The sequence below is a fragment of the Paenibacillus mobilis genome (assembly GCF_058267595.1).
Map to the genome: position 1 here is coordinate 239,311 of NZ_JBZCMS010000001.1, position 24,295 is coordinate 263,605.

22 protein-coding genes are annotated in these 24,295 nt (G+C 52.2%); 16 read left to right on the top strand and 6 right to left on the bottom strand.

All coding sequences use genetic code 11. The features are described 5' to 3' along the window. The first annotated feature begins 182 nt into the window (after positions 1-182). The gene (gene rpoD, locus AC3ZPD_RS01140) at positions 183-1,286 is read left to right on the top strand and encodes an RNA polymerase sigma factor RpoD (RefSeq protein WP_490982428.1); all 1,104 of its coding nucleotides are present in this window, start codon (positions 183-185) and stop codon (positions 1,284-1,286) included. Positions 1,287-1,510: 224 nt separating this feature from the next. On the opposite strand, the gene ytvI is transcribed toward rpoD, so the two are convergent. After that, complete coding sequence (ytvI, locus tag AC3ZPD_RS01145; protein WP_490982429.1) at positions 1,511-2,752, bottom strand: sporulation integral membrane protein YtvI; 1,242 nt, start codon at positions 2,750-2,752, stop codon at positions 1,511-1,513. A gap of 177 nt (positions 2,753-2,929) precedes the next feature. Here ytvI and AC3ZPD_RS01150 point away from each other — a divergent pair, with 177 nt between their 5' ends. The 6 genes from AC3ZPD_RS01150 (at position 2,930) to AC3ZPD_RS01175 (ending at position 7,598) form a co-directional block, all read left to right on the top strand. Next, complete coding sequence (locus tag AC3ZPD_RS01150) at positions 2,930-3,355, top strand: NusG domain II-containing protein (protein WP_490982430.1); 426 nt, start codon at positions 2,930-2,932, stop codon at positions 3,353-3,355. Between the two features lie 201 nt (positions 3,356-3,556). Further along, a complete protein-coding gene (locus AC3ZPD_RS01155; RefSeq protein ID WP_490982431.1) occupies positions 3,557-4,774 on the top strand; it encodes a GTP-binding protein in 1,218 nt (405 codons plus the stop codon). A gap of 152 nt (positions 4,775-4,926) precedes the next feature. Continuing rightward, positions 4,927-5,076: a 50S ribosomal protein L33 gene (gene rpmG / locus AC3ZPD_RS01160; RefSeq protein ID WP_490982432.1), complete on the top strand. Its 150-nt coding sequence runs from the start codon at positions 4,927-4,929 to the stop codon at positions 5,074-5,076. A gap of 27 nt (positions 5,077-5,103) precedes the next feature. Continuing rightward, a complete protein-coding gene (locus AC3ZPD_RS01165) occupies positions 5,104-5,814 on the top strand; it encodes a metal ABC transporter ATP-binding protein (RefSeq protein WP_490982433.1) in 711 nt (236 codons plus the stop codon). Beyond that, the gene (locus AC3ZPD_RS01170) at positions 5,757-6,593 is read left to right on the top strand and encodes a metal ABC transporter permease (protein WP_490982434.1); all 837 of its coding nucleotides are present in this window, start codon (positions 5,757-5,759) and stop codon (positions 6,591-6,593) included. Before AC3ZPD_RS01165 ends, AC3ZPD_RS01170 begins: the two co-directional genes overlap by 58 nt. Before the next feature lie 51 nt (positions 6,594-6,644). Then, positions 6,645-7,598: a metal ABC transporter substrate-binding protein gene (locus AC3ZPD_RS01175; RefSeq protein ID WP_490982435.1), complete on the top strand. Its 954-nt coding sequence runs from the start codon at positions 6,645-6,647 to the stop codon at positions 7,596-7,598. Between the two features lie 103 nt (positions 7,599-7,701). On the opposite strand, the gene AC3ZPD_RS01180 is transcribed toward AC3ZPD_RS01175, so the two are convergent. Continuing rightward, entirely contained in the window at positions 7,702-8,766 is a 1,065-nt protein-coding gene (locus AC3ZPD_RS01180; protein WP_490982436.1) for a CobW family GTP-binding protein, read from the bottom strand. A 290-nt stretch (positions 8,767-9,056) separates the two neighbouring features. Here AC3ZPD_RS01180 and zwf point away from each other — a divergent pair, with 290 nt between their 5' ends. After that, entirely contained in the window at positions 9,057-10,508 is a 1,452-nt protein-coding gene (gene zwf / locus AC3ZPD_RS01185; protein WP_490982437.1) for a glucose-6-phosphate dehydrogenase, read from the top strand. A gap of 92 nt (positions 10,509-10,600) precedes the next feature. After that, positions 10,601-11,494, top strand: coding sequence for a phosphogluconate dehydrogenase (NAD(+)-dependent, decarboxylating) (gene gnd, locus AC3ZPD_RS01190; RefSeq protein ID WP_490982438.1), 894 nt, complete (start codon positions 10,601-10,603; stop codon positions 11,492-11,494). Positions 11,495-11,565: 71 nt separating this feature from the next. Here gnd and AC3ZPD_RS01195 read toward each other — a convergent pair whose 3' ends face one another. Continuing rightward, positions 11,566-13,110 carry a sensor histidine kinase gene (locus AC3ZPD_RS01195; protein ID WP_490982439.1) on the bottom strand — a complete coding sequence of 515 codons (1,545 nt, stop codon included), beginning with the start codon at positions 13,108-13,110 and terminating at the stop codon, positions 11,566-11,568. After that, positions 13,107-13,787, bottom strand: a complete 681-nt coding sequence (locus tag AC3ZPD_RS01200) for a response regulator transcription factor (RefSeq protein ID WP_490982440.1) — start codon at positions 13,785-13,787, stop codon at positions 13,107-13,109. The genes AC3ZPD_RS01195 and AC3ZPD_RS01200 overlap by 4 nt, the downstream gene beginning before the upstream one ends. 324 nt (positions 13,788-14,111) lie before the next feature. Here AC3ZPD_RS01200 and AC3ZPD_RS01205 point away from each other — a divergent pair, with 324 nt between their 5' ends. From AC3ZPD_RS01205 to galU, 3 genes are read left to right on the top strand one after another with little or no spacing between them, the layout of a single operon-like run. Next, the gene (locus tag AC3ZPD_RS01205; protein ID WP_490982441.1) at positions 14,112-16,532 is read left to right on the top strand and encodes a glycosyltransferase family 39 protein; all 2,421 of its coding nucleotides are present in this window, start codon (positions 14,112-14,114) and stop codon (positions 16,530-16,532) included. A 17-nt stretch (positions 16,533-16,549) separates the two neighbouring features. Next, positions 16,550-17,536, top strand: coding sequence for a glycosyltransferase family 2 protein (locus tag AC3ZPD_RS01210; protein ID WP_490982812.1), 987 nt, complete (start codon positions 16,550-16,552; stop codon positions 17,534-17,536). Between the two features lie 57 nt (positions 17,537-17,593). Next, positions 17,594-18,490 carry a UTP--glucose-1-phosphate uridylyltransferase GalU gene (galU, locus tag AC3ZPD_RS01215; RefSeq protein ID WP_490982442.1) on the top strand — a complete coding sequence of 299 codons (897 nt, stop codon included), beginning with the start codon at positions 17,594-17,596 and terminating at the stop codon, positions 18,488-18,490. A 230-nt stretch (positions 18,491-18,720) separates the two neighbouring features. Here galU and AC3ZPD_RS01220 read toward each other — a convergent pair whose 3' ends face one another. Further along, positions 18,721-19,443: a class I SAM-dependent methyltransferase gene (locus tag AC3ZPD_RS01220; RefSeq protein WP_490982443.1), complete on the bottom strand. Its 723-nt coding sequence runs from the start codon at positions 19,441-19,443 to the stop codon at positions 18,721-18,723. Positions 19,444-19,571: 128 nt separating this feature from the next. Here AC3ZPD_RS01220 and AC3ZPD_RS01225 point away from each other — a divergent pair, with 128 nt between their 5' ends. Next, the gene (locus AC3ZPD_RS01225) at positions 19,572-19,979 is read left to right on the top strand and encodes a hypothetical protein (protein ID WP_490982444.1); all 408 of its coding nucleotides are present in this window, start codon (positions 19,572-19,574) and stop codon (positions 19,977-19,979) included. Positions 19,980-20,145: 166 nt separating this feature from the next. Next, positions 20,146-21,048, top strand: coding sequence for a halocarboxylic acid dehydrogenase DehI family protein (locus AC3ZPD_RS01230; protein WP_490982445.1), 903 nt, complete (start codon positions 20,146-20,148; stop codon positions 21,046-21,048). 159 nt (positions 21,049-21,207) lie between these two features. Here the strand turns inward: AC3ZPD_RS01230 and AC3ZPD_RS01235 are convergent, their stop codons facing one another. Beyond that, positions 21,208-21,783 (bottom strand): LURP-one-related family protein, encoded by a 576-nt coding sequence (locus AC3ZPD_RS01235; RefSeq protein ID WP_490982446.1) that lies wholly within the window; start codon positions 21,781-21,783, stop codon positions 21,208-21,210. A gap of 216 nt (positions 21,784-21,999) precedes the next feature. On the opposite strand from AC3ZPD_RS01235, the gene AC3ZPD_RS01240 reads away from it, so the two are divergent. Next, positions 22,000-22,923: a PLP-dependent cysteine synthase family protein gene (locus AC3ZPD_RS01240; RefSeq protein ID WP_490982447.1), complete on the top strand. Its 924-nt coding sequence runs from the start codon at positions 22,000-22,002 to the stop codon at positions 22,921-22,923. A gap of 3 nt (positions 22,924-22,926) precedes the next feature. Next, positions 22,927-24,060 (top strand): bifunctional cystathionine gamma-lyase/homocysteine desulfhydrase, encoded by a 1,134-nt coding sequence (locus AC3ZPD_RS01245; protein WP_490982448.1) that lies wholly within the window; start codon positions 22,927-22,929, stop codon positions 24,058-24,060. Positions 24,061-24,295: the final 235 nt, after the last annotated feature.

Genomic DNA, 24,295 nt, shown 5'->3' on the forward strand with positions numbered 1-24,295 from the left:
CCTAAAATATACACATATTGAACTAGTATAAAAAATATGTTATAATGACGGATAGCGATAAAAAAACCGTCTGAATCACTGCTTTATTTTTCATCATCATACCATATTTTATGCGGTTTTGTCAAACGGTGACTTTAGAAACCCGCTTTATTGTTCTCATTCAGGAGGAGGGGAGCCTGCCAATGGCTAACGATCAACATATAGAATCCGACTTGACCCTTGAACAGGTGAAAGAACAACTGATTGAACAAGGCAAATCGGCCTCTTCGTTAACAGCAAAAGAGATTGCAGACAAATTGGCTCCGTTTGATCAGGAACAGGAACAAATTGACGAATTCGTCGATCAGCTCTCCGAAATGGGCATTGACGTCGGCAGCGAGGGGGAAGAAGAACCCGGATCGGAAGATGCCGAGCTTTCGGATTTTCAGCTCGACGAGTTAAGCCTTCCCCCCGGGATGAAGATTAATGATCCCGTCCGGATGTACCTGAAAGAGATCGGACGTGTGCCCCTCTTGTCGGCTCAGGAAGAAATCGAGCTGGCCAAACGGATTGATCAAGGCGACGAGGAAGCGAAACGCCGGCTGGCCGAAGCAAATCTTCGTCTTGTAGTCAGCATTGCCAGACGGTATGTCGGGCGCAGCATGCAATTCCTGGATCTGATCCAGGAGGGCAATATGGGTCTGATCAAAGCGGTGGAGAAATTCGATTACTCCAAAGGTTTTAAATTCAGTACCTATGCCACGTGGTGGATCCGTCAGGCCATCACCCGCGCCATTGCGGACCAAGCCCGGACGATCCGGATTCCGGTGCACATGGTCGAAACGATCAACAAGCTGATCCGCGTCTCCCGCCAGCTGCTGCAGGATTTGGGTCGCGAACCGACACCGGAGGAAATCGCCAAGGAGATGGATTTGACGCCGGACAAAGTGCGTGAAATCATGAAGGTGGCTCAGGAGCCGGTATCACTGGAAACGCCGATCGGCGAAGAAAACGACTCCAATCTTGGCGACTTCATCGAAGACTCCGATGCGCCCGCACCGGCTGATGCAGCGGCTTACGAGCTGCTCAAGGAACAGCTGGAGGATGTGCTGGACACGCTTACGGAACGGGAAGAAAACGTGCTCCGTCTGCGTTTCGGCCTCGATGACGGACGCACCCGCACCTTGGAAGAGGTCGGCAAAGAATTTGGGGTTACCCGGGAAAGGATCCGCCAAATCGAAGCGAAAGCGCTGCGCAAGCTGAGACATCCGAGCCGCAGCAAGCGGTTGAAGGACTTCCTGGAGTAACCGGCAAGGCAAATATGAAGCAGCCTTTAGGAGATCATTAAAAGGTTGAAAAAAGCACCGCCCCATGAGGCGGTGCTTTTTTCCTGTTTATTCGGTTATGTACCGCCTTCAGGCTGGTAAGACAGCGGCATTTTTGAATCCGGCAAAACGAATGTCGCGCTCCATTACGCCTTTACGCATCACATAAATCGCATTAACCCTATACACCAAATCCTGCAGGCGTTTTAAGAATCGTGTTCCGATCCGTTTTCCGAATGGTTTTTCTTGGACGATCGTTTCAACCTGAATTTGTCTGAAAAAGATTCGCGGACAGGATGTTCCCCGCTGGCTTCTGATTTCTCCGGTTCGGGGTCGGTTTCCCGGATGCTGAAAGGCGGCAACACAAACTCCTCCTGCGGCAGCCTGATCCATTTTTGCAGGTAGCCCTGCTGCATCAGCTCTTTGATCAAAATCAGCAGAATCGGCGATAAGATGAGCCCCGCTACGCCGAACAAGGACATCGAAACAATCGCAAAGGACAACATGAGATATGCCGAGGAAACCCCGATCGAATTGCCGGTAACCTTGGGCTCCAGAAGCTGACGCACCAGCAGGACAACGACAAGCACGACGATCAAGCCAATGGCAAGCGGCACATTTCCGACAATGAACAGGTAGATGATCCAAGGCACCAATATGGTGGAAACGCCCAGCAGCGGCAAAATGTCAAATACCGCGCAGATCAGGGCCATGGTGATTTCGTTGCCGGATTTCAGGATAAACAGTCCGATCAGGACAAGGACAAACGTAATCGACATCAGAATGAGCTGAGCCTTTAAATAGGAGCCGATTGCCCGAAAGACGTGGGAACGCAGGAAGTCGAACGCGACCTTGAGCGTTTTCGGCGTTTTTTCATAGGCGATGCGTCGCCAGTCCTTGATTTCCATACTCAGGAAAAAAGCCAAAATAATGGAGATGCCAAAGTTGGCCATGAAGGAGGAAAAAGACCCGAGCGTGTTGATCAAATAAGACAACATCACTTTCAGCCATTTGGACAATATGTTGGTCGCATCCGCAAAATAGCCGTTCAGCTTTTCGGTTACATTTGGCGGCAGCGCGTCCAGCCTGTACTGCAGATAATCGGTCGTGCTTTTGAAATGGGTCTGCAGCATGGCCGTGTAGCCGGGAAGATTGTTGTACAGGTGGCTGATCTGAATGGCGATCAGGACGCCGGCCCCAAACAATAAACCAAGCAATACGACCAGGAACAAAATGACGGAAATCGCGGAAGCGAAAGGTTTTTTCATCCCTCTGCGGTTTAGGAACCGGGCAAAGGGCTCAATCAGCATAAACACAAAAAAAGACAGAAATACCGGCGCCGCCAGCTGATATAGTTTGCTGAACAGAAACATGACCAGATAGACGGTGAGGACAATTAAAGCGATATCAAAAATCGTGCGCCAATATTTTTTATAAAGGGGAAGCATGTCCGGCTGTTCCAACTCCTTTGGGTTTAATGTTTTTATTTTACAGGATATTTTTTGGAAAAGCATGCCCGGAAAGAAAATGTTTTGGTCGGAAGTGTGATGTAGCGCATGGATAGCTGCAATTTTAAACATTTATATTTAAATGGAAGAACTTCTGAATTCAAAGGGGCGGACATCATGTTGAAAATCAAAAAAGCGGACTGGATCCTAATCGTGATTGTCCTGCTTGCGGTAGCGGGCTATTTGGGCGGACGGGCTTTGTTCGAACGGGCGGATGCTTATTCCCCGGGCCGGCTGGAAGCGAGGATTACCGTAAACGGGGAGCTGTACAAACAGGTGCCCTTGACGGAGGAAGAGCAGATTATCGATATGCAGACGAAATATGGACATAATGTGCTAAAAGTATACGATAACGGCATTCGCATGACGGTTTCGGACGCTCCGCTGCCGATCGCCTTGAAAATGGGTTTTATCTCCAAACCGGGAGAACGGATCATTTGCGTGCCTAACCGGGTTTTGGTAGAAATCGTTTCGGCGGGTTCGGACCAGACGGACGGGGATAACGGTGAACTGAAGGATGGCCTGGACGCCGTGGTGAATTGATCGAACGAAAATGGAAAAACGAGAGAAAGGCGCATCCTCCGGGATGGGCTTTTTTCTATCTTCTGTTGACAAAAGAGAGGGAAGTAGCGTATATTACCCTTTGTTAATCGTAATAATTACGATTAAATAGCTGTACTGTTATATCATACAGAACCGATTAAATTCCTGCAGGACCAGATCGGAAAAGGAGCCTAAATGTTTATGAATTCAACTGCTGAGGACAACGTTAACGGCCGTGCACGGATACCGGTTACCGTTTTAAGCGGTTACTTGGGATCGGGAAAAACGACCGTATTAAATCATGTATTAAACCACCGGCATGGTCTCCGGGTCGCGGTTATCGTCAATGATATGAGCGAAGTAAACATCGATGCGGCGCTGGTACGCGGAGAAGCGAATTTATCGAGAACCAACGAGAAGCTGGTCGAAATGTCAAACGGATGCATCTGCTGTACGCTCCGCGAGGATTTGCTCAGGGAGGTCAAAACGCTGGCCGAGGAGGGGCGTTTTGATTATATTTTGATCGAATCAACGGGAATCGGGGAACCCGTTCCGGTTGCCCAAACCTTTACTTACGCCGACGAGGAATCGGGCATCGATCTGACCTCGTTAGCTAGACTGGACTGCCTTGTGACCGTGGTGGATGCCGCCCGGTTTTGGCATGATTTCGGTTCGGGAGAAAGCCTGCTGGACCGGGGCGAAGCAACGGGGGAAGAAGACACCCGGGACGTGGTGGATTTGCTGATCGACCAGATCGAAACCTGCGACGTTTTGCTGCTCAACAAATGCGACCTGGTAGCGGAGGAAGACCTTGAGAAGCTGGAGAGGGTCATCCGGATCCTTCAGCCAAGCGCCAAGCTGATCCGTACCGTTCGCGGCGAAGTGGCCCCTTCTGAAATTCTGAATACCGGAAGATTTGATTTCGAAGCGGCCAGCGGGAGCGCGGGCTGGTTGAAAGAGCTGGAGAAAGAGGTCCATGTGCCGGAAACGGACGAATACGGCATTGGTTCGTTTGTCTACCGGCGGAGAAGGCCGTTCCATCCGGAAAGGCTGGCAGCTTTTATGGAAGAGTGGCCGGAAGAGATCGTGCGCGCAAAAGGAACCGTTTGGCTGGGCGTCAAGGAAGATGTGGCGGCAATGCTGAGCCAGGCCGGGCCGTCCATCCAGTTTGGACCCGCGGGCAGCTGGATTGCCGGACTGCCGGAAGCCGAACGGAAATATGTTTTTGAAACGGAGCCGGAAGCCGTTCAAGAGTGGGACGAGCAATGGGGAGACCGCCTGACGGAATTGGTGCTGATCGGCATCGGTTATGACCGTTCCGAAATTGAGGCAAGGCTGGACGGTTGTTTGTTGACGGATACGGAAATGAACCTCGACTGGGCAGCATTTTCCAATCCCCTGCCATGGCCCGTCAATTAAGTCTGCCTTGGATAAAAAGAAATCCGGTGAATCCAGCTTGATGAGTTGACAGTACACAGGGGTTCGGCTAATATAGATGAGATGTTCGTAAAAATTACGATTATTTGAGAGCTAGTTAAATCGAAGTTTAAATCCATGAGGAGGTGACCATAATGCGAGTGACTGTTACTCTGGCTTGCACGGAATGTGGTGACCGTAACTATACGACCACTAAAAATAAAAGAAATCATCCCGAGCGTTTGGAGCTTCGCAAATACTCCCCGCGCCTGAAGAAATATACCATCCATCGGGAAACCCGTTAAATCAATTCAGAAAAGAGTTGAATCGCTTTGATTTTATCATCCATGCGCAACGTTGTGTTTGGTTACGGCAATGAACCTGTCGTTGAAAATATATCGCTAGACATCCATGCCGGGGAATTCCTCGGCATTACCGGTCCAAACGGCGCTGCCAAAACAACCATCCTTAAGCTCCTTCTAGGTCTGCTCAAACCCTGGAGCGGAACGGTTCAGCTTCATCCGGAGGTTTTGGAGGAGGGCAAGCTCGTTATCGGCTATGTGCCTCAGCAGGTTGCTTCCTTTAATAGCGGTTTTCCGAGCAAGGTGATTGAGCTGGTCCGCTCCGGCTGTTATTCGCGGCTTGGCCTGTTCCGCCGATTTACCGGCGAACAAGAGGCGATCGTGGAGAAAAGCCTCAAGCAGGTCGGCATGTGGGAGCACCGCGACGCCAGGATCGGCGAATTGTCCGGCGGTCAGAAGCAGCGCATCTGCATTGCCAGGGCACTCGCCCAGCAGCCGAATGTCTTGATTCTGGACGAGCCCACCACCGGAATGGACCATCAGAGCCGGATCGGTTTTTACGAGTTGATGAAGCATTATGTAAAGGTCCACCGACTTACGGTCATCATGGTCACCCATGGCCTTGAAGAGATGAACGATTATCTGGACCGGGTAATCTCGCTGGAGCGAAAGGAAAGTGAAGAGTGGAAATGTTTGACTACGAGTTCATGCAGCGTGCGTTTTGGGCCGGAGGTTTCATAGGAATCATCGCCCCGATTCTGGGCGTTTATCTGATGCTGAGAAGGCAGGCGCTCATTGCGGATACGCTCTCCCACGTTTCGCTGGCCGGCGTGGCTTTAGGTTCCGTACTTCACTTGAATCCGGTAGTCAGCGGATTTGTGGTGGCTATCGCAGGCGGTTTGGTTATTGAGCAGCTTCGGCGGACCTATTTGACGTACAGCGAGGTCCCGGTAGCGATTATTATGACCTCAGGCCTTGCGCTTGCCGTGCTTCTCATGAGTTTAAAGAGCAACCTGAACAAAAGCTTCAGTTCTTATCTGTTTGGTTCCATTGTTGCGGTGAATGAACAGCAGCTGTGGATGATCGGTTTTGTGGCTTTAATCGGACTTATTTTCTTTATCGTATTCCGCAGACCGCTGTATAATTTAACGTTCGACGAAGAAACGGCCCGGATCGGGGGCGTTCACGTCCGTTTGTTATCGTTTATTTTCTCCGTGCTGACAGGGATGACGGTGGCTTCCGCGATGCCGATCGTCGGGGTACTGCTGGTCTCTTCGCTGATGGTTTTGCCGGCCGCGCTTGCCCTGAAAATTTCAAGAGGATTTCTTTCAGCGATCGTGATAGCGGTAGCGGCTGGTTTGGCAGGCATTTTCAGCGGACTTTCCGCTTCCTATTATATAAATACCCCTCCGGGCGGAACGATCTCCTTGATCCTGCTTTTGTTTTTCCTGATCGGATTGGGCGTGCAAAAAATTCTTCTCCGCTCCAAGCGGCGCAAACGGTTTGCCAGACCTTCCTAGGTCGGGCAAACTTCTTTTCGTCTTATCTTACATCTAAAGGAGAATACCCCCGTGAAAAAGTTCGGCAGGAAAGCTGCGGTTATCGCGCTACTGTTCAGCGCAGCGGCCGCCATCGCCGGATGCGGTACAAATAAAGAGCCGGCGGCCGCCGGCCAACCGGACAAACTGAAAATTGAGGTCAGCTTCTATCCGATGTATGAGTTTACGAAGCAGGTGGCCGGCGATCTGGCCGATATCGAGATGCTGATTCCTGCCGGCGTGGAACCCCATGACTGGGAGCCGACGCCCCGGGACATCGGTCATATTGAAGCTGCAGATCTGCTTGTTTATAACGGAGCGGGTCTGGAAGGCTGGGTGGATCAGGTCGTGGATGCGCTTGACAGCAAAACGCTGGTGACCGTCGAGGCGAGCAAAGGCATCCGTTTGCTGACCGGTTTTAAAGAAGAGGAAGAGGCGGATGCCGATCCGAGGGATGAAGGCGGATACGATCCCCATGTATGGCTTTCACCGCCTCAGGCGATTAAAGAAATACGCAATATCCAGGACGGCCTGACCCAGGCGGATCCTGAACATGCTTCCGAGTTTCAAGCCAACGCGGACCGTTATGTAGCCCAGCTTAAGCAGCTGGATAAGAACTTCAGGGAAGGCCTGCGCGATACGAAACGCAAGGATTTTATTACCCAGCATACTGCGTTTGGTTATTTAGCCCGGGATTACGGACTGGATCAGGTGCCGATTGCCGGACTGTCGCCGGATCAGGAGCCGTCTCCTTCAAGCATGGCCGCTATCGTCACTTTTGCAAGGGCTCATGATATCCATACGATTTTCTTTGAAACGCTGGTTTCCTCCAAGGTTGCACAGACGATAGCCGACGAGATCGGGGCGAAAACGGCGGTGCTGAACCCGCTTGAAGGTCTTACGGATGAACAGCTGGCCCAGCATCTCGATTATCTGGCCGTTATGCGGCAAAATTTAAAGGCGCTTGAAGCGGCTTTGGATGAATAACGCTGTCCGGAATTAAGATAGCCATACCCTTGGAGGACAAAGGGCAAGGCTGTTTTCTGAACCTTCAGGGCTGGCTGCGGCCCCGAGATTCAAGATTCAAGATTCAAGAAGGAAGGCTTGCTTTGTCCTCGCGGAACAGGAGCCTCCAGCTTTCTTTCGCCTTAACCGGATCGACTTCAAGGCCGATAATAACGATATACCCCGTGCCCGGATAACGGGAGGGCTCGTAAGAGAAGCGGTCCCCGGCGAATTGCATGAGGCGGATGCCGCCGTCCTCCAGCGTTACATAACCTTTGGCGCGAAGAATCTGTCCCGGAAGCCCGGTCAGAAAATGTTCGAGCTCTTTTGCGGCTAGGGGACGGTTCCCTTGGCAGGACAACGTAAAGGTTTGAACGGCCGAGAAGGAGGCGGAACCCGAAGCGCTATTTTCCTGGGAGTGGGAATGGGAGTCGGAATGGGAATTAATGACCCGGAAAGGGCTTTGCCCGCCGGGTTCAGGGCGGCTTTGCGGCTGCGGAGGCGCGGACTTGACCTGCTTAGAGGTTTGATCCGGCAGTTCCGCAAACAGGCCGCGTACGTCTATTTCTGCGCGTTCTGTAATGTGCAGGACCGCTTCGGGATTGGCTCTGCGAACCATCGTTACGACCTTTTCGAGCTTGGCTTCCGACACCAGATCGGATTTGTTGACCAGCACCAGGTCCGCCGATTCAAGCTGCTTGCGGAGCGTCTGGACAAGCTGCTTATCCGCCGAGAAACGGCTGGCATAATCCAGCGCATGTTCCGCATCCATGACGGTAATGCTGTGCCTGATGGCCGCCAGTTCGGCAAACGGGGCCTGGGAAACGAGGTCGCGGATTTCAACGGGATTGGCGACTCCCGTCAGCTCTATGAAGATCAAGTCCGGTTTAGCGGCGAGAAGGGTATGCAGGCTTTGTCCAAGCTCTTCTTTTTTGCTGCAGCAAACACAGCCGTCCAGCAGCTTTTCCATCGAGTAGCCTGTTTCCTCGCTCAGAAGAATTCCGTCTACATCCTGCCGGCCCAATTCGTTCATCAGGATTCCCGGCTTTAATCCGCGCCGCCGGGTTTCCTGCAGCAGCTGGACGAGCAGTGTCGTTTTTCCGCTGCCCAGGAAGCCGCTTAATAATATAACCGGTATATTTATGTCCATTAGAGTTCGTCTCCTCTGCAGAAAGTGTTGTAGATCGACCTATTTCTATTCATTTATACGTAACGATTACGAATAAAATGCCTTTAAACTTCAATTCATCCTTCTTTTGAGAATACAACCACTTTTATCACCTATGTGCAGAATTAAATGTGTCAAAAATTAGACAATTCGATTGACGAATTTTGACTGAAGGTGTAAGATAACTAAGTCGGATACGCAATAACGATACGTAACCTGATATCATAAATATAGTTACTATAGAGCTATAGAGAGAGTGGAGGTAAAATAGAATGGACGCAATGACTTTTGTTTTGTTTGGCGCGACTGGGGATTTGGCGAAACGCAAAATCTATCCTGCGCTTTACAATCTTTTCCTGGACGGCAAACTGGCTTCGTCATTCACAGTTATTGGTCTGGGCCGTAAAGAAATAGCAGACCCAGATTTTCAAGATAGTGTGAAAGACTCGCTGAAGAGCTTTTCCAGAAAACCGATCGAGCAAAGCAATATTGATTCCTTCCTTAGCAAATTTCATTACAGCTCCTTGAACGTCAACAACGTGGACGATTTCAAGAAGCTGCTTGGTGTTGCGCAAAAGTATGAAAAGGAATTGGGAATTCCTGAAAACAGACTTTTCTATCTTTCAGTTGCTCCTGAATTCTTCGAAACGATTGCCGACAACATTAATGCCAGCGGACTGGGAGATACTAAAGGCTGGAAACGCCTGATCATCGAAAAACCGTTCGGACACGATCTGGAATCGGCCCGTTCGCTGCAGGCCAACCTGAACCGTTCCTTCGAAGAAGAAGAGGTATTCCGCATTGACCACTACCTGGGCAAACCGATGGTTCAAAACCTTGAAGTTCTAGGTTTCGCTAACCCTGTGCTGCAGGCTTTGTGGAACAACCGCTACATTGCCAACGTTCAGATTACAGCCAACGAGCTTGTAGGCGTTGAAGATAGAGCAGGTTACTACGACAATTCCGGCGCTATCCGGGACATGTTCCAAAACCACATGATGCAGCTGCTTATGATGGTGACGATGCACCTGCCAAACCGCTGCACGCCTAACGAAGTCCGCGCGAAGAAGAAGAACATCATTCAATCCCTTCGCCCGGTCAGCAAAGATAAAATCAACTCCACCATCATCCGCGGCCAATACGGTCCAGGCTCTGTAAAAGGCGTAGAAGTTCCCGGCTACAGAGACGAAAACGGCATTGGACCGGATTCCCATAACGATACTTACGTTGCTGCGCGCTTGAAGCTGGAAACGCCTTTCTGGGAAGGGGTTCCCTTCTACATCCGTACAGGTAAACGTACCGGTGAAAAATCTACCCGGATCGTCATTGAATTTAAAGAGCCGCTTAAGGCTTCGACATTCCCGGATGAAGTGATTCCTCCAAACCTGCTTACTATTGAGGTTAACCCTGAGGAAAGAATTACGCTTCAACTGAACTTGAGAGACAAAAACGACGGTAAAAAACTCGAGCCGATCGTTATGGAATTCGGCGGAAGCTCCAAGGAAACCCCTGAAGCTTACGAAAACCTGATCTATGACGCGCTTCTCGGCGATTCCACGTTCTTTGCGCATTGGGATGAAGTGGAATTGTCCTGGGCATGGGTACAGCCGGTGCTTAACGCATTTGCTGCGAACGAAGTTCCGCTGCATTTCTATCCTGCAGGCAGCGACGGCCCTGATGCCGCTCACGAGCTGCTGGCGCAAGACGGCTACAAATGGTGGTAAGCTAAAGCCCTTTAGGGTAATTAGCCAATATAGATTTTTTCCTTTGCAAAGCAGCTAGCCATATTTACAACATATTTAGGAGGTTTCTTCAAATGAAAGTAGGATTAGTCGGACTTGGTAAAATGGGCTTGAACCTTGGTAAAAACTTGATGGACCACAAACATGAAGTAGTTGCATTTGACCTTAACCAGGCAGCAGTTGCTGAAATGTCGGAATACGGCGCTACAGGCGCTTCCACAATCGCCGAGCTGGTAGCGGCTATGCCGACTCCACGCGTATTGTGGGTTATGGTTCCTCACCAAGTGGTTGATAATGTATTGGACGAAGCTGCGCCGCTTTTGAGCGCAGGCGATATCATCATCGAAGGCGGCAACAGCCACTACAAAGAATCCAAAGCTCGTTATGAAAAATTGAAAGCTTCCGGCATCCATTTCATGGACGCAGGTACTTCCGGCGGTATGGAAGGCGCTCGTAACGGCGCTTGCTATATGGTTGGCGGCGACCCAGAAGCTTGGGAAGTTGTTGAACCGATCTTCCGTGATACAGCTGTAGAAAATGGTTACCTGTATGCAGGCCCATCCGGCAGCGGCCACTTCCTGAAAATGGTTCACAACGGCGTCGAATACGGCATGATGGCTTCCATCGGCGAAGGTTTTGAAGTTCTCGAGAAAAGTAACTTCGAATTCGACTACGAAAAAGTAGCACGCGTATGGAACAACGGTTCCGTTATCCGTTCCTGGCTGATGGAACTGACTGAAAATGCGTTCTCCAAAGACAGCAAATTGGAAGAGCTCAGAGGCATCATGCACTCTTCCGGCGAAGGCAAATGGACCATCGAAGAAGCGCTTGACCTTCAAGCCGCTACTCCGGTTATCGCCATGTCCCTGCTGATGCGCTACCGTTCCCTGGAAGCCGATACGTTCCAAGGTAAAGTGGTTGCAGCGCTGCGCAACGAGTTTGGCGGTCACGCTGTAGAAAAAAATTAATCCATTCCTTGGAATGAAGAATGGAATAAAGCATAAAAAAAGCGGCAGTCCCCAGGGGCTGCCGCTTTTTTCTATCTAACAGGCAGATGAACGTGAAAAGCTGTTCCCGCGCCGACCCGGGTTTGAACGGTAATGGTGCCGCCATGGGCTTCCACCATGGACCTGCTGATCGCCAGGCCGAGCCCCGCTCCGCCGCGCTTGCGGGCTCTGGAAACGTCGCTGCGGTAAAACCGCTCGAACACATGCGGCAGATGCTCTTCGTCAATGCCCGGTCCGTTGTCGCTTACCGAAAGAACGGCCTCGGTTCCGGAGGACGTTAAGGCGACATGAATCGCACCGGCTGCCGGATCGGTATGCTGGACGGCATTTTGGAACAGATTCAGCACGACCTGCTTTAATTTGTCCTTATCGTAATAGCCCTGGACACCGGCGGTCAGGTCAAAGGAAACGCTCCTTTCACCGGACAGCATCCGAAGGTGGGGCTCCATTTCCACAATCAGCTCATCCAGACGGGTCCGGGTCAACGTCAGTTCAGGAGCCCGGTCCAGTTTGGCCAGCATCAGCAGATCTTCGATCAGCTTCTTCATCCGGATCGATTCCCCATGCATGCTGTTCAGCGCCGATTTCAGCTGTTCCGGTTTGATGCCGTGGCTGCGTAGCAGCACCTCCAGGAAACCGTGAATGGAGGTGAGCGGCGTGCGCAGCTCGTGGGAAGCGTCTGCGGTAAAGCGGCGCATCTGCTCCTTGGCTTCGCGCTCCGCTTCAAACGATAACTCCAGGCGTTCCAGCATGCCGTTAAAGGAAGAAGAAAGCCGGTCGATTTCTTCCTGTCCGAGCCGTTCGGGCACACGCTGCTTCAGGTTGCCCGCATCGGTTGCGGCCACGGCCCGAATGATCTGGTTGAGCGGGACAAGCGTGCGGCGAATGACCGGCATATAAAGCAAGAGGCCGCCAGCCATGGCCAGCACGGACAGGACGATAAAGATCAGCAGCTGGCGCATGGCCACATTAACCAGAGGAGCGGTTTCCGTGCCCATTTGGACAAGTCCGGTGATCCGTTCTCCGTAGGCGCCGCCCGGTGCGTTCGGGGAGCCGAAACCTTGCCTGACAGGATTAACGGGACTGTCGGATGGACGGAAAACAATCAGCTGGTCGTTTCCCTGGCTATCCCGGACAATCCGGTATTTGATCTTTTTATGGGCGTTCCAATCCTTAAGAATACTGCTGTATTCCGAAGCGGATAATACGGGATACCCCGTTTCGGTCGATTGCGTCAAACTGACATAACTGCCGTCGTCCTGGATATAGCCAAGGGACGTATCGGGAGGCGTAAATAAAATAGGGCGGTAGCCGCGGCCGGTGTTCTGCTGGCCCTGCTGGTTCAGCTGTTCCCGTTTGACCAGAAGCTCTACGGGCATGGAGCGCAGCTGGTTCTCCATCGTTTCCGCGCGGCTGTTGTACAGGAAGTTTTTCATCACGAAATATTGGACGCAGCCGATAAGCAGGAGAAGCATCGCCAGGATAAACAAGGATCTTGCCAGCAGCTGCGCTCTCAGCGATTTTGGCGAAATGATCCGCTTCAGCCATTTCCAATGCGGAAGCCTTATAACAGTCATGACAGATCAACCCGGTATCCCGCGCCGCGCAGCGTGCGGATGAGGCGATGCTCCTTGTCGCCAAGCTTGTCCCTGAGCGAACGGATGTATACCTCAACGATATTTTCTTCCCCGCCGAAGTCATATCCCCAAACCTTGTCCAAAATCAGCGTTTTGCTGAGGACGATGCCGTGGTTCAGCACCAGATACCGGAGCAGCTGATGTTCGGTAGGCGACAGCTCCAGCACCTTTCCTTCAAAGACGATTTCCTTCCGCCTGTCGTCAATCCGGAAAGGACCGATCGCCACTTCGCCGAACAGGCTCGGAAACTGGTTGCGGAGACGGGCCTGAATGCGGGCCAGCAGCTCTTCGAAGCTGAAAGGTTTAACTACATAATCATCCGCTCCCAGCTTGAGGCCTTTCACTTTGTCCTGAACCTCATCCTTAGCGGTCAGCATGATAACGGCCGCCTGGCTGCCGTTTTTCTTCAGCATCCGGCATACCTCAAACCCGTCAAGGCCCGGCATCATGACATCGAGAATAACAATGTGGGGAGAAAATTTTTCAGCGGCGGCTATGGCCGCCATTCCATCCGGGGCTGTGGCTACCTCGTATCCTTCATTCGCTAGGCCCAACTCCAGAAACTGCAAAATATGCGGCTCGTCATCCACGAGCAGGATTTTGATCTCTTGTTCCATGTCGGTCACCCTTAACTTTAATTTCTTCTCTAATTTTTAAATATCGTTTCTAATTTTAAATATCGTTCTATTGGAATGAGTATGCTTCTTCCATTATGCCGCCTGACACTGAGTCCAGCCTGAGTCCAAACTGAAGATTTGCTGAAGAACACGTCATTTATGATGAAAATTTTCAGTTTAATTTCTTTCAGCTAACTTTCAGCTTCTCTTCATATAAACCTCAGGAAGAACAGGCACAATGAAAAAACAGAACGGCTGGGGACGCAAACAACTACACAACTACCGGCCTGCATCATTCATTTGCATAAGGAAGTGGGCATAAACATGGAGACAACCATCGGTAAACAGAAGTTCAAAAAAGGCGCGGATTATTATTTGATCGGCAGCATGCTGCTCGCGGCCTTTTTGAACATGTACCTGATTTGGACAGACAAATACGTCAATACGTATTATACGACAGCGGTAGCGAGCATGATGAAAAATTTCCACAACTTCTTCTACGGAACGCTCGACAGCGGCGGTTTTGTGACGGTGGATAAACCGCCTCTGACCTTTATGATCCAGACGATTTTTGCTTTCATATTCGGTCTGCACGGCTGGAGCGTCATTTTGCCTCAGGCCCTTGCCGGCGTGGGGTCAGTTTTGCTCATTTATTTGCTTGCAAAACCAAACTTCGGAACGGGCGCAGCCCGGATCGGCGCATTGGTTATGGCCTGTACGCCGGTTGCGGTGGCGGTCAGCAGAACCAATAACATCGACAGCATGCTCGTGTTTGCGCTGCTGCTTGCGGTCTGGTTTCTTTTTAAAGGCGTTAAGCAGGGGAAAATGGGGGCCGTCATCGTCGGTTTTGGCCTGATCGGCGTCGGCTTTAACATCAAAATGCTTGAAGCCTATATGGTTCTTCCGGCCTTTTATTTCTTCTATATTATTGCCGGTAAAGGCAGCTGGAAGAAAAAACTGACGACCCTCGCCGCTTCTACGCTGGTCTGCGCCGTGATTTCGTTGTCTTGGGCGGTGATTGTGGATTCGACGCCGGCAGATCAGCGGCCTTATATCGGCAGCAGCCAGACCAACTCGGTGCTGAACCTCGCTTTTGGTTATAACGGGGTGTCTCGTCTGACAGGCGACCGGAATCCCGGCGGTAACGGAAGCCGTGGAGGCAGGGAAGGCCTGATCGGCTTCGGCAGCAGCAGCGGCGGCTTCGAAGGTGCCGAAGCCGGTCAAGGAAACGGACAAGGGTTTGCAGGCGGAGAAGGACAGGGAACTCCGCCAAACGGAGCGGTCAGCTTCGGAAATAACGGAGGAGCCAACACAGGCTCCAACACCGGAGCAAATGCGGGGACAAGTGAAGGCAGAACCGGCAGCCGTTCGGGCGGCGGACGTTCCTTCGAGGATAGGAGCGGCTTGATCGGCAATCCCGGATTTGCCGGGGAAAGACCCACCATGAATTTTGGCGGGGGCGGAGGCATGTTTGGTACCGGCACCAAAGGGCCGCTGCGCTTGTTCCAGTCCGACTTGTCCGGTCAGGCCAGCTGGATGCTGCCGTTTGTTCTGTTTGGGATTCTAGCGCTGTCCGCCGGCTTCAGACTACGTTCCATGAGCTGGAAACATAAAGAGGTATTATTCTGGCTGGCCTGGCTCGTCCCGGTTATGGGATTCTTCAGCATGGCCGGATTTTTCCACCAGTATTATTTGATCATGATGGCGCCGCCGATTGCGGCGCTGACCGGAGCAGGCTGGACGGAAATGACCCGCGCATGGCGGGAACGGGACGGCTGGAGAGCTTGGCTCTTGCCTGCCGGCGTGCTTCTTACCGCAGGGTTTTCCTGGTATATCGTTCATCCGTATGATTCGGTGATCGGCCAAGGCTGGTCCATCGCCATCATCGTTACCGGCGTGCTGGCAGCGGCTTGGCTGGCAGCCGCCATTTTCAAGCCTTCGCTAGGAAAAACCGCGGCCGTCACCGGCTTCCTGATTTTGCTGATCGGCCCGATGTATTGGGCGTTGACGCCCATTATTTACGGTCAAAGCAGCATGACGCCTGCGGCCGGACCAAGCTCAATCGGCGGGTTTGGTGGCGGCTTCGGCGGCGGTTCCTTAGCCCTGGATTTTTCGGGAGCTGATTGGGGTAACCGTAACAGTGCGGACGGAAGGAGCGGAAACCGAACGGCCCGTGATTTTGCCGGAACGGATGGAGGCGGTTCAGGATCCGCAAGCAAATCAGCGGCTTCGAACGGAAATGCCCAGGGTGCAGCCAAGAATAGCGGGAATTTCGGAGCCGGCAGAACCATTGGCCAGGCGACCTCCTTTTTTGGCGGTACCGGCCGGGGCGTTTCCGGCGCCGGGGAAAACCTTAGCTTGGATGAAGGTTTATATCAATATTTGAAAGCCAACAACACGGGTGAAAAATACCTGTTTGCGGCAACCGATTATACGACGCTGGCCCCTTACATTATCGAAAAAGGCGAAACGGTGATCAGCCTTGGCGGCTTCAGCGGCTCGGATCCCGTGCTCAGCGTAGACCGGCTGCAGGGGCTGATCAATTCCGGACAATTGAAATTTATCTACCTGTCCGGCGGGCGGGGAGGGAACAGCACTTTAACCCAGTGGATTCAGGACCACGGCACGGAGGTTCCGTCCAGCGAGTGGCAGGGAACAACGACTCCAAATGCGGACAGTGGTTTTGACAGAGGTTTTGGCTTCCAGGGCACCTTATATGAACTTACGCCGGAGCAAGGGGGGTGAACAGCATGACAGCATGGATTTCAGGACAACCCCGGTATTCGGTCATCATTCCGATGTATAACGAAGAAGAGGTCATTGCGGAAACCTACCGGCGAATAAAAAAAGTGATGAGCGCAGCCGGAGAAAGCTATGAGCTGATTTTCGTCAACGATGGCAGCAGGGACCGCAGCGCGGAAATCATCAAAGATTACAGCCAATTTGACGATACGGTCAAGCTGCTGGATTTTTCACGCAATTTCGGGCACCAGATTGCCATTACGGCAGGCATGGATTACGCTTCCGGGGACGCCGTGGTCATTATCGATGCGGATTTGCAGGATCCGCCGGAGCTGATTCATTCGATGATCGCCCGCTGGAAGGAAGGTTACGAGGTCGTATACGCCCAGCGGATCAAACGTAAGGGGGAGACTTGGTTTAAAAAGATTTCGGCCGGCGTATTTTACCGTTTGCTTCGTGCCGCTTCGGATACGCCCATTCCTGTAGACACCGGCGACTTTAGGCTGATGGACCGCAAAGTGGTCAATGAGCTGAAAAAAATGCCGGAAAATAATCGGTTCGTACGCGGACTTGTGAGCTGGGTCGGCTTTCGCCAGATTGCTGTGGAATTCGAACGGGACGAACGGCTGGCCGGTGAAACGAAATATCCGCTGAAGCGGATGCTTAAGCTTTCGCTGGACGGCATCACCTCTTTTTCAACGAAGCCGCTCAAGATCGCCGGTTATGCCGGCGGGGTTTTGTCCGCAACCGGTTTTCTCTATTTGCTGTACGTGGTTTACTGCGCGATTTTTACACACTCCACGGCCAAAGGCTGGGCCTCCATGATCAGCCTAATGCTGATCTTTAACGGCTTTATTCTCATCATGCTCGGCGTTCTTGGCGAATACGTCGGCCGCATTTATGACGAAACCAAAGGCAGACCGCTCTACATTGTCCGGGAGGCCAGGGGACTTGAGAAGGTTAAAGCTGAAAGAGACGATCCGCCGGTATTACTGCAGAAACCGTAAATCGGCAGCTTGTGCGCAGAAACAGTTTGGAAATCTCAGGAACAGGAGGGGAAATCGATGAAAGTCAGAAAAGCGGTCATCCCGGCGGCGGGGCTTGGCACCCGCTTCCTGCCGGCAACCAAAGCGCAGCCCAAGGAGATGCTGCCGATCGTCGATAAGCCGGCCATCCAATACATTGTGGAAGAAGCCCTTCACTCCGGCATTGAGAGCCTTATAATCGTCACGGGCCGGAACAAAAAGTCGATCGAAGACCATTTTGATAGAAATATCGAGCTGGAGCAGCTCTTGCGGGAAAAAGGCAAGCTGCGCATGCTGGAGGAAATCGAAAGCATCAGCGGCGTGCCGGGCATCCATTTTATCCGGCAGAAGGAGCCGCTTGGACTAGGTCACGCCATCTTATGCGCGCAGCAATTTATCGGCAACGAGCCGTTTGCGGTGCTGCTCGGGGATGACATCATTGAATCCCGCCATCCGGCGCTGCGGCAGATGATGGACGTCTACGAGCAGACTGGCCGCCAGGTGATCGGCGTGAAACAGGTGCCGCGGGAGGAGACACACAAATACGGCATCATCAACCCGGGCGCATACCGGAACGGCGTTTATGAAATCCGCGGGCTGGTCGAGAAACCTCAGCCCGAATCGGCCCCATCCAACCTGGCTATTGTCGGGCGATATGTGCTGAGTCCGGAAATCTTCGCCCAATTGTCCGAGTTGAAATTAGGGGCGGGCGGCGAATACCAGTTGACGGATGCCCTGCATGAGCTGAACCGGAAAGAGACGATGCTTGCGCTGGAGCTGGAAGGAGACCGCTACGACATCGGCGATAAATTCGGCTACATGCAGGCCGTTCTTGAAATCGGACTGCGCCGCGAGGAGCTGCAGCCGCTGCTGCTTCCTTATTTAAATGAATTGGTGCGCAACAAATGGCAGCCGGATGGCGTCATAAAGTTGTAGGCTTTTTATTAAAGAGACAAATAGAGAAAAAAATATAGAGAGAAGACTCCAATCAGACAGAAAATAAGAAAAGGTTAGCAGACGGAGGATTCGGAAGTAGGGTTGGGTTCATGCCACAGAAGCGGCTGCAAATGCGATTGCAGCTACAGTGGCAGCACAAAAAGGAGCAGGACGCCGGAAGGGCGGACCTGCTCCTTTTTGCTTTTGTGAAGAAACCCCAATTCTTCCCGTTACCGGCTTCCCACCAATACCGCGTATCCCAACTCCTGCCCGTAATCCCGGATAAAAGCCTGGTTCCGCTCAAAAAATTCAACCACCTGCGGATCGGTCAGCTGGTTGACGTCTAGGATCTGATACGGGTCGAACCATGCGGAGGATTGCGCGCCGAACAGCTGCTGGGAGTGGCCTTCCCCTGCCCAAACCAGTGGATTCAGAAAGGGGACGGATTGCAGCCTCTGCACCCAATCCCCAATCGTCGGAAGTGAATGGATGCCGTATAAATCCGTCATCCGCTCCTCCAGCTGCTTGTTGGGCCGGGTTGCAAAAAGCTCCCGGTCGAATAATTTCCCCCCTGGCGCAAGCACCCTCGCATATTCGGCTAGTGCTGCGTTCGGATCGACAAAAATCGTGACCGATTCCGCAAAAACAAAATCAAAAACGCCCTCCTTGAAAGGCATCTGAAGAAGATCCCCTTCCATAAACTGCACCTCGACGCCCTCAACCCTGGCGCGGGCCCGGGCTTTGGCCAGCATGCGCGGATTCCGGTCCAGTGCGGTCACCCGGCATCCCAGACGGGCGAGGTAACAGGCGGTCCGGCCCGTGCCGCAGCCCACCTCCAGCAGGCTGGCCCCATGCGGGATTTGAATGTTTTCCAGAAGTTTAACCGTGCCTTCGAAACCTCCCGGATGAGCTGCCCCTTCACCAGTTAACGCTATAATATCGGAATAATTCATGGACGAGAGCCCCTTTCGCTAATCGATTATGGTGAGTGGCATTGCTGGCGGACAATGAGGACTTCGTTTAACGAAATCGGAAGAACGGAATATACTGTTGTGAATCAAAATCTAAAGGAGGAAAGTCCGTGCAACTGATTCAGCCGCTCTCCCACGAAGGCTGCAAGCCGTATATTGGCCAGCATGTTTGTGCTGTTCTTCACGACGGAACCCAGGTCCATGGAGTTATCAGCAATGTGACGGATAAAGGCATTGAGTTTAACGGTGCCGTCAGGGGTGCCGAAGTCATGTCGACAAATCCTCAGAAAGCCAAAAAACAGCTCCAGCAGGCCCAGCAGAAAAGCAAGCTTAAATCCCCGGCAAAAGGGAAAGTTTCGGCTTACGGTCCCTACGGCGCTCCATATGGCGGCGCATACGGCGCACCGTATGGAGGAGCCTATGGTGCCCCATATGGTGGTTATGGTTACGGAGCCGGTTTTGGTTTGGATTGGGCCGCCATTGCGCTTTTGTTCCTGATTCCGTTTCTGTTTATTTAGCAGGAAGAAACAGGAAGAGGCATTTCATTTTGAAGACAAGAATCGAATTCTTGTCTTTTCTTTTTTTCCGGGGAGAATGGGGAAGAATCGGTCTTTTTGCTCCTAATTCATATATACATAAATTAGCGTTAAATCATGCTTGAGTACATCCATAAGGAGGAGAATTATGCTGGACAATAGGGCGGTTTCCGGTCATACGGACCATGGCTTGGGTTCTCTGTCCGAGGAGCTCTGCGGCGATATTGTTACCGTGCTGGGCGTGCCGCGTGTTCCCCGGTTTTTTCAGGTGCTTGAATCCTTCGGCTTGGCGGAGGAAGCTTGGTCGGCCGTCCGGATGAACATGGCGTCGGAGGAAGCCGATCGGGCGGCGGAGCTGCTCCGGAACCACCGGCTGGAGGCAGCGCCCCTGTCGATCCACTGGCGCAGTTTATACAGCCCGGGATCCTTTGAGCATCTAAGAAACCTCGTGAATACGAGTCATGAGGCAGCTCCAAAGCTCCTAATTATGGTCAGTTTGTGGGTGGAAGGATTAAGCGGCCGGGCCGTCCGCGGGAAAAAGGAGAGGGGCGGAAGTAGGCAGAGGCAGGAGCCGCCTTGTAATCAACCCCCTCAAAAGGAGGCAAGCAGCTCTAAAGCGGCTGATGGATTACCAGGACGCGGACCCAAGGCGGTTTCAGAAGCAAGCATAATTGAAAACGCTTTAAATTCCAGATTGCTGCTGAACGAAATGGCTGAAAGCTATTCCAGCGTCGGAATTCCTGAAGACTACCGTTTATTGGCGGCTTATCCGGAATTTTTGCGTATTCATTGGGGATATTTAAAAACCCATATGAGGACTCCGGCTTCCCGCGACTTAAAACAGCAGGTCATCGGGGAAGTTTCGATGCTTGTTCATGAGCTGCCGTTTGCGGCCGAGCTGGATTTAAGTCTTATTGAGAAGCGGGCAGTGGACGACGAAAGGGAGGCGGAAACGGAGAAAGCCCGTTTGCTGGAGCAGCTGCTGCTGGTTCAGGACCAGCTGGCGGGACTACTTCCGGAGCTTTCTTTTATTCGCGGCAGCTTGCGTTAAAGGGATAGGAAGCTTCGTTAGGAAAAGCTTGAAAAAACGGCGGCAGCCCGGTCACCTTATGGTGTCCGCAGGGGCTGCCGTCTTTTTTAATAGAAAAGAGTTGAACTTCATGCTGCAAAGCCGGACTTACAGCCTCTGATTTTAACGATTAAGGTAAGGTTAATCCTGCTTTCCTTCTATTGAACAGAGCAAAATGCCGGCTGCAAGGCCAAGCCTCGGGTCAAAAGGCTGCTGCCTCAGCTCCGAAAAATCGCAGTTGACCTTGGTGACAAGCGGATTGATATTTTGCGTAAAGGCGTGCATTTTCCGTCCATTCATTTCAACATAATAACTTTGGGGAATAATATGTATGAACCGGCGCAGCAGAGCCAGGAAGGAATTGGCTTCCTTGATCCTGCCGATCTCCTGGTCGCCTTGTCCGAGAATCACCCATTCATCTTTGAGAATGGATTTGAAACCCCGTCTGCGCAGGGCGCCGACTTCCTCGCCCGTGACAGAGTCGGTTACGTCGAAAGTAGCTGAGAAATCAATGACACTCCGTGCTTTAATCCAGAGCAGCTCCTCGGACATGGACTCGTCCCGGTAGAGCCGGATGTCTTCTTTCAGCTTAAAAGCTTTCATTTCCGAATAAAGCGCAAGCTGTCCGGCTTCATCATAAATATGGTATTTGGTCCCCAACAGGGAAAATATCTTTTTGCGGATCACGTACTGGGTACGTTGGAATAAGGGATTCATGACGCGGCATTCCTCCTTCTTTTCATCGCTATGTATATAGGTCTATCATCTCATAATTCCAGCCCGCCTGCCATAACAGGAAGAGGAAGATTTTTGAATTTCTTTGGTTCTTTCAGGAAAATTGGGGGAAAGTTAAAGGGAGTAAACTATCGGGGAATCGAAGGCATTATGCTGGCACAAGGCAGAAAAAGAAAGTTCTAAAGGAGAAAATATATAATGCGTATTTACCGGAATGCATTGGCATTGATCGGCCAAACGCCCTTGGTCGAAATTCACGGTTATCCGCTGCCGCGGGGCATTCGTTTGTTCGCCAAATTGGAGTTCATGAACCCGGGCGGAAGCGTGAAGGACCGCGTCGGCAAATATTTGGTGGAAGAGGCGCTGAATACGGGCAAACTGAAACCCGGGGGGACGCTGATTGAAGCTACCGCCGGCAATGCGGGGATCGGGCTGGCCATGGCTGCCCTTCATTACGGGATAGCGGTTGTTTTTACGGTCCCTGAGAAGTTCAGCCAGGAAAAGCAGGAGCTGATGAAGGCGCTTGGCGCCACCATCGTGCATACGCCTACAGCCTTAGGCATGAAGGGCGCGATCGAAAAAGCGCGCGAGCTGACGGAGACCACGGAAGGCGCTTATTGCCCGGGCCAGTTCTCCAACCCCAATAATCCAAAGGCTTATTATGAAAGCATGGGGCCGGAAATTTGGGACGATCTGGATGGCCGGATCGATATCTTTGCGGCCGGGGCGGGTTCCGGGGGGACTTTTATGGGGACTTCACGATATTTGAAGGAACGGAAACCCTCCATCAAAACCGTCATCGTGGAGCCGGAGGGCTCCATTCTGAACGGCGGGCCGTCCGGCCCGCACAAGACGGAGGGCATCGGCATGGAAATGGTGCCGGATTTTATGGATCGGAGCTACTTCGACGCGATCCATACGATCCGGGACGAAGATGCCTTTAACCGCGTGAAAGAGCTGGCCCGGCGAGAAGGGCTGCTGGTAGGCAGCTCTTCGGGCGCGGCCTTGCAAGCCGCTTTGCTGGAAGCTGATCAAGCGCCGGACGGCGCAATCATCGTGACCGTTTTTCCGGATAGCAGCGAACGATATTTAAGCAAAAAAATCTATGAGGGAGGCTTGTAACCGATGCGTAAAAAAACGAAACTGATCCACGGCGGTATTCCGGGCGACGAGCATACCGGAGCGGTGAATACGCCGATTTATCAAGTCAGCACTTATAAGCAGCAATCGATCGGAGTGCATAAAGGCTACGAATATTCGCGTACGGGCAATCCGACCCGGTTTGCATTGGAGGAACTGATCAAGGATTTGGAGAGCGGGGTTCGCGGATTTGCATTTGCTTCCGGGATGGCGGCGATTCATGCCGTGTTTTCTTTGCTGAAGCAGGGGGACCATGTCCTGCTAACCGACGATGTGTACGGGGGAACCTTTCGGATCGTCACCAAAGTGCTGAACCGAACGGGCATCGAAAGCACGTTTGTGGACACGACCAAACTGGAGCTTCTGGAACAGGCGGTTCGTCCAAACACAAAAGCTTTATATATCGAGACGCCCACCAATCCGCTGCTGAAGGTAACGGATTTGGCTGCCGTTTCGGCTTTTGCCAGGAAACATGAGCTGCTGCTGATCGTGGACAATACCTTCAGCACGCCTTATTGGCAAAATCCCCTTGCCCTTGGAGCGGATATCGTGGTGCACTCTGCCACGAAATATATCGGCGGGCACAGCGACGTAGTTGCGGGTTTGGCCGTTGTGAACAGCGAGAAGCTGGCCGATGAGCTGCATTTTCTGCAGAATTCGATCGGAGCAGTCCTTGGGCCGCAGGATTCCTGGCTGCTTCTTCGCGGCATGAAAACGCTCGGGGTGCGGATGGAAGCCACGGAGCGGAATGCCCGTGCCATTGCGGCCTTTTTGGATGGGCATCCGGCCGTATCCAAGGTCTTTTACCCGGGTCTCGCCTCCCATCCGCAGCATGAGCTGGCAGGTCGTCAAGCGGGCGGTTATGGAGGCATGATCTCCTTTGATGTCGGCAGCGCGGAAAAAGCGGATGAGCTGCTGAAGAAAATTCATTATTTTACGCTGGCCGAAAGCCTTGGCGCGGTGGAAAGCCTGATTTCGGTTCCGGCGCGGATGACCCATGCCTCGATTCCTGCCGAGCGGCGTGCAGAACTTGGCATTACGGAAGGTCTGGTGCGCATCTCCGTCGGCATCGAAGATGGCGAGGATCTGATCGAGGATCTGCGGGCTGCGCTGGAATAGACGAACCTGAAGGGAATGAAGGGAAGCTGCTCTAATGGGGTTCCCAGCCGCGCAAGCAGCGAAATTGCGTGAATCAAAATGGTGGATTATAAAAGTGTGCCCGGTGGGGTTAGCCTGCCGGGTTTTGTTTTTTAAAGAATCAGGTGGAGGATTTTAAGGAAATGAAATCGATTTCGAAAATTCTGTTTATTATTCGAAGGAGATGAGGTACAATGAAATCGATTTCAGAATGATC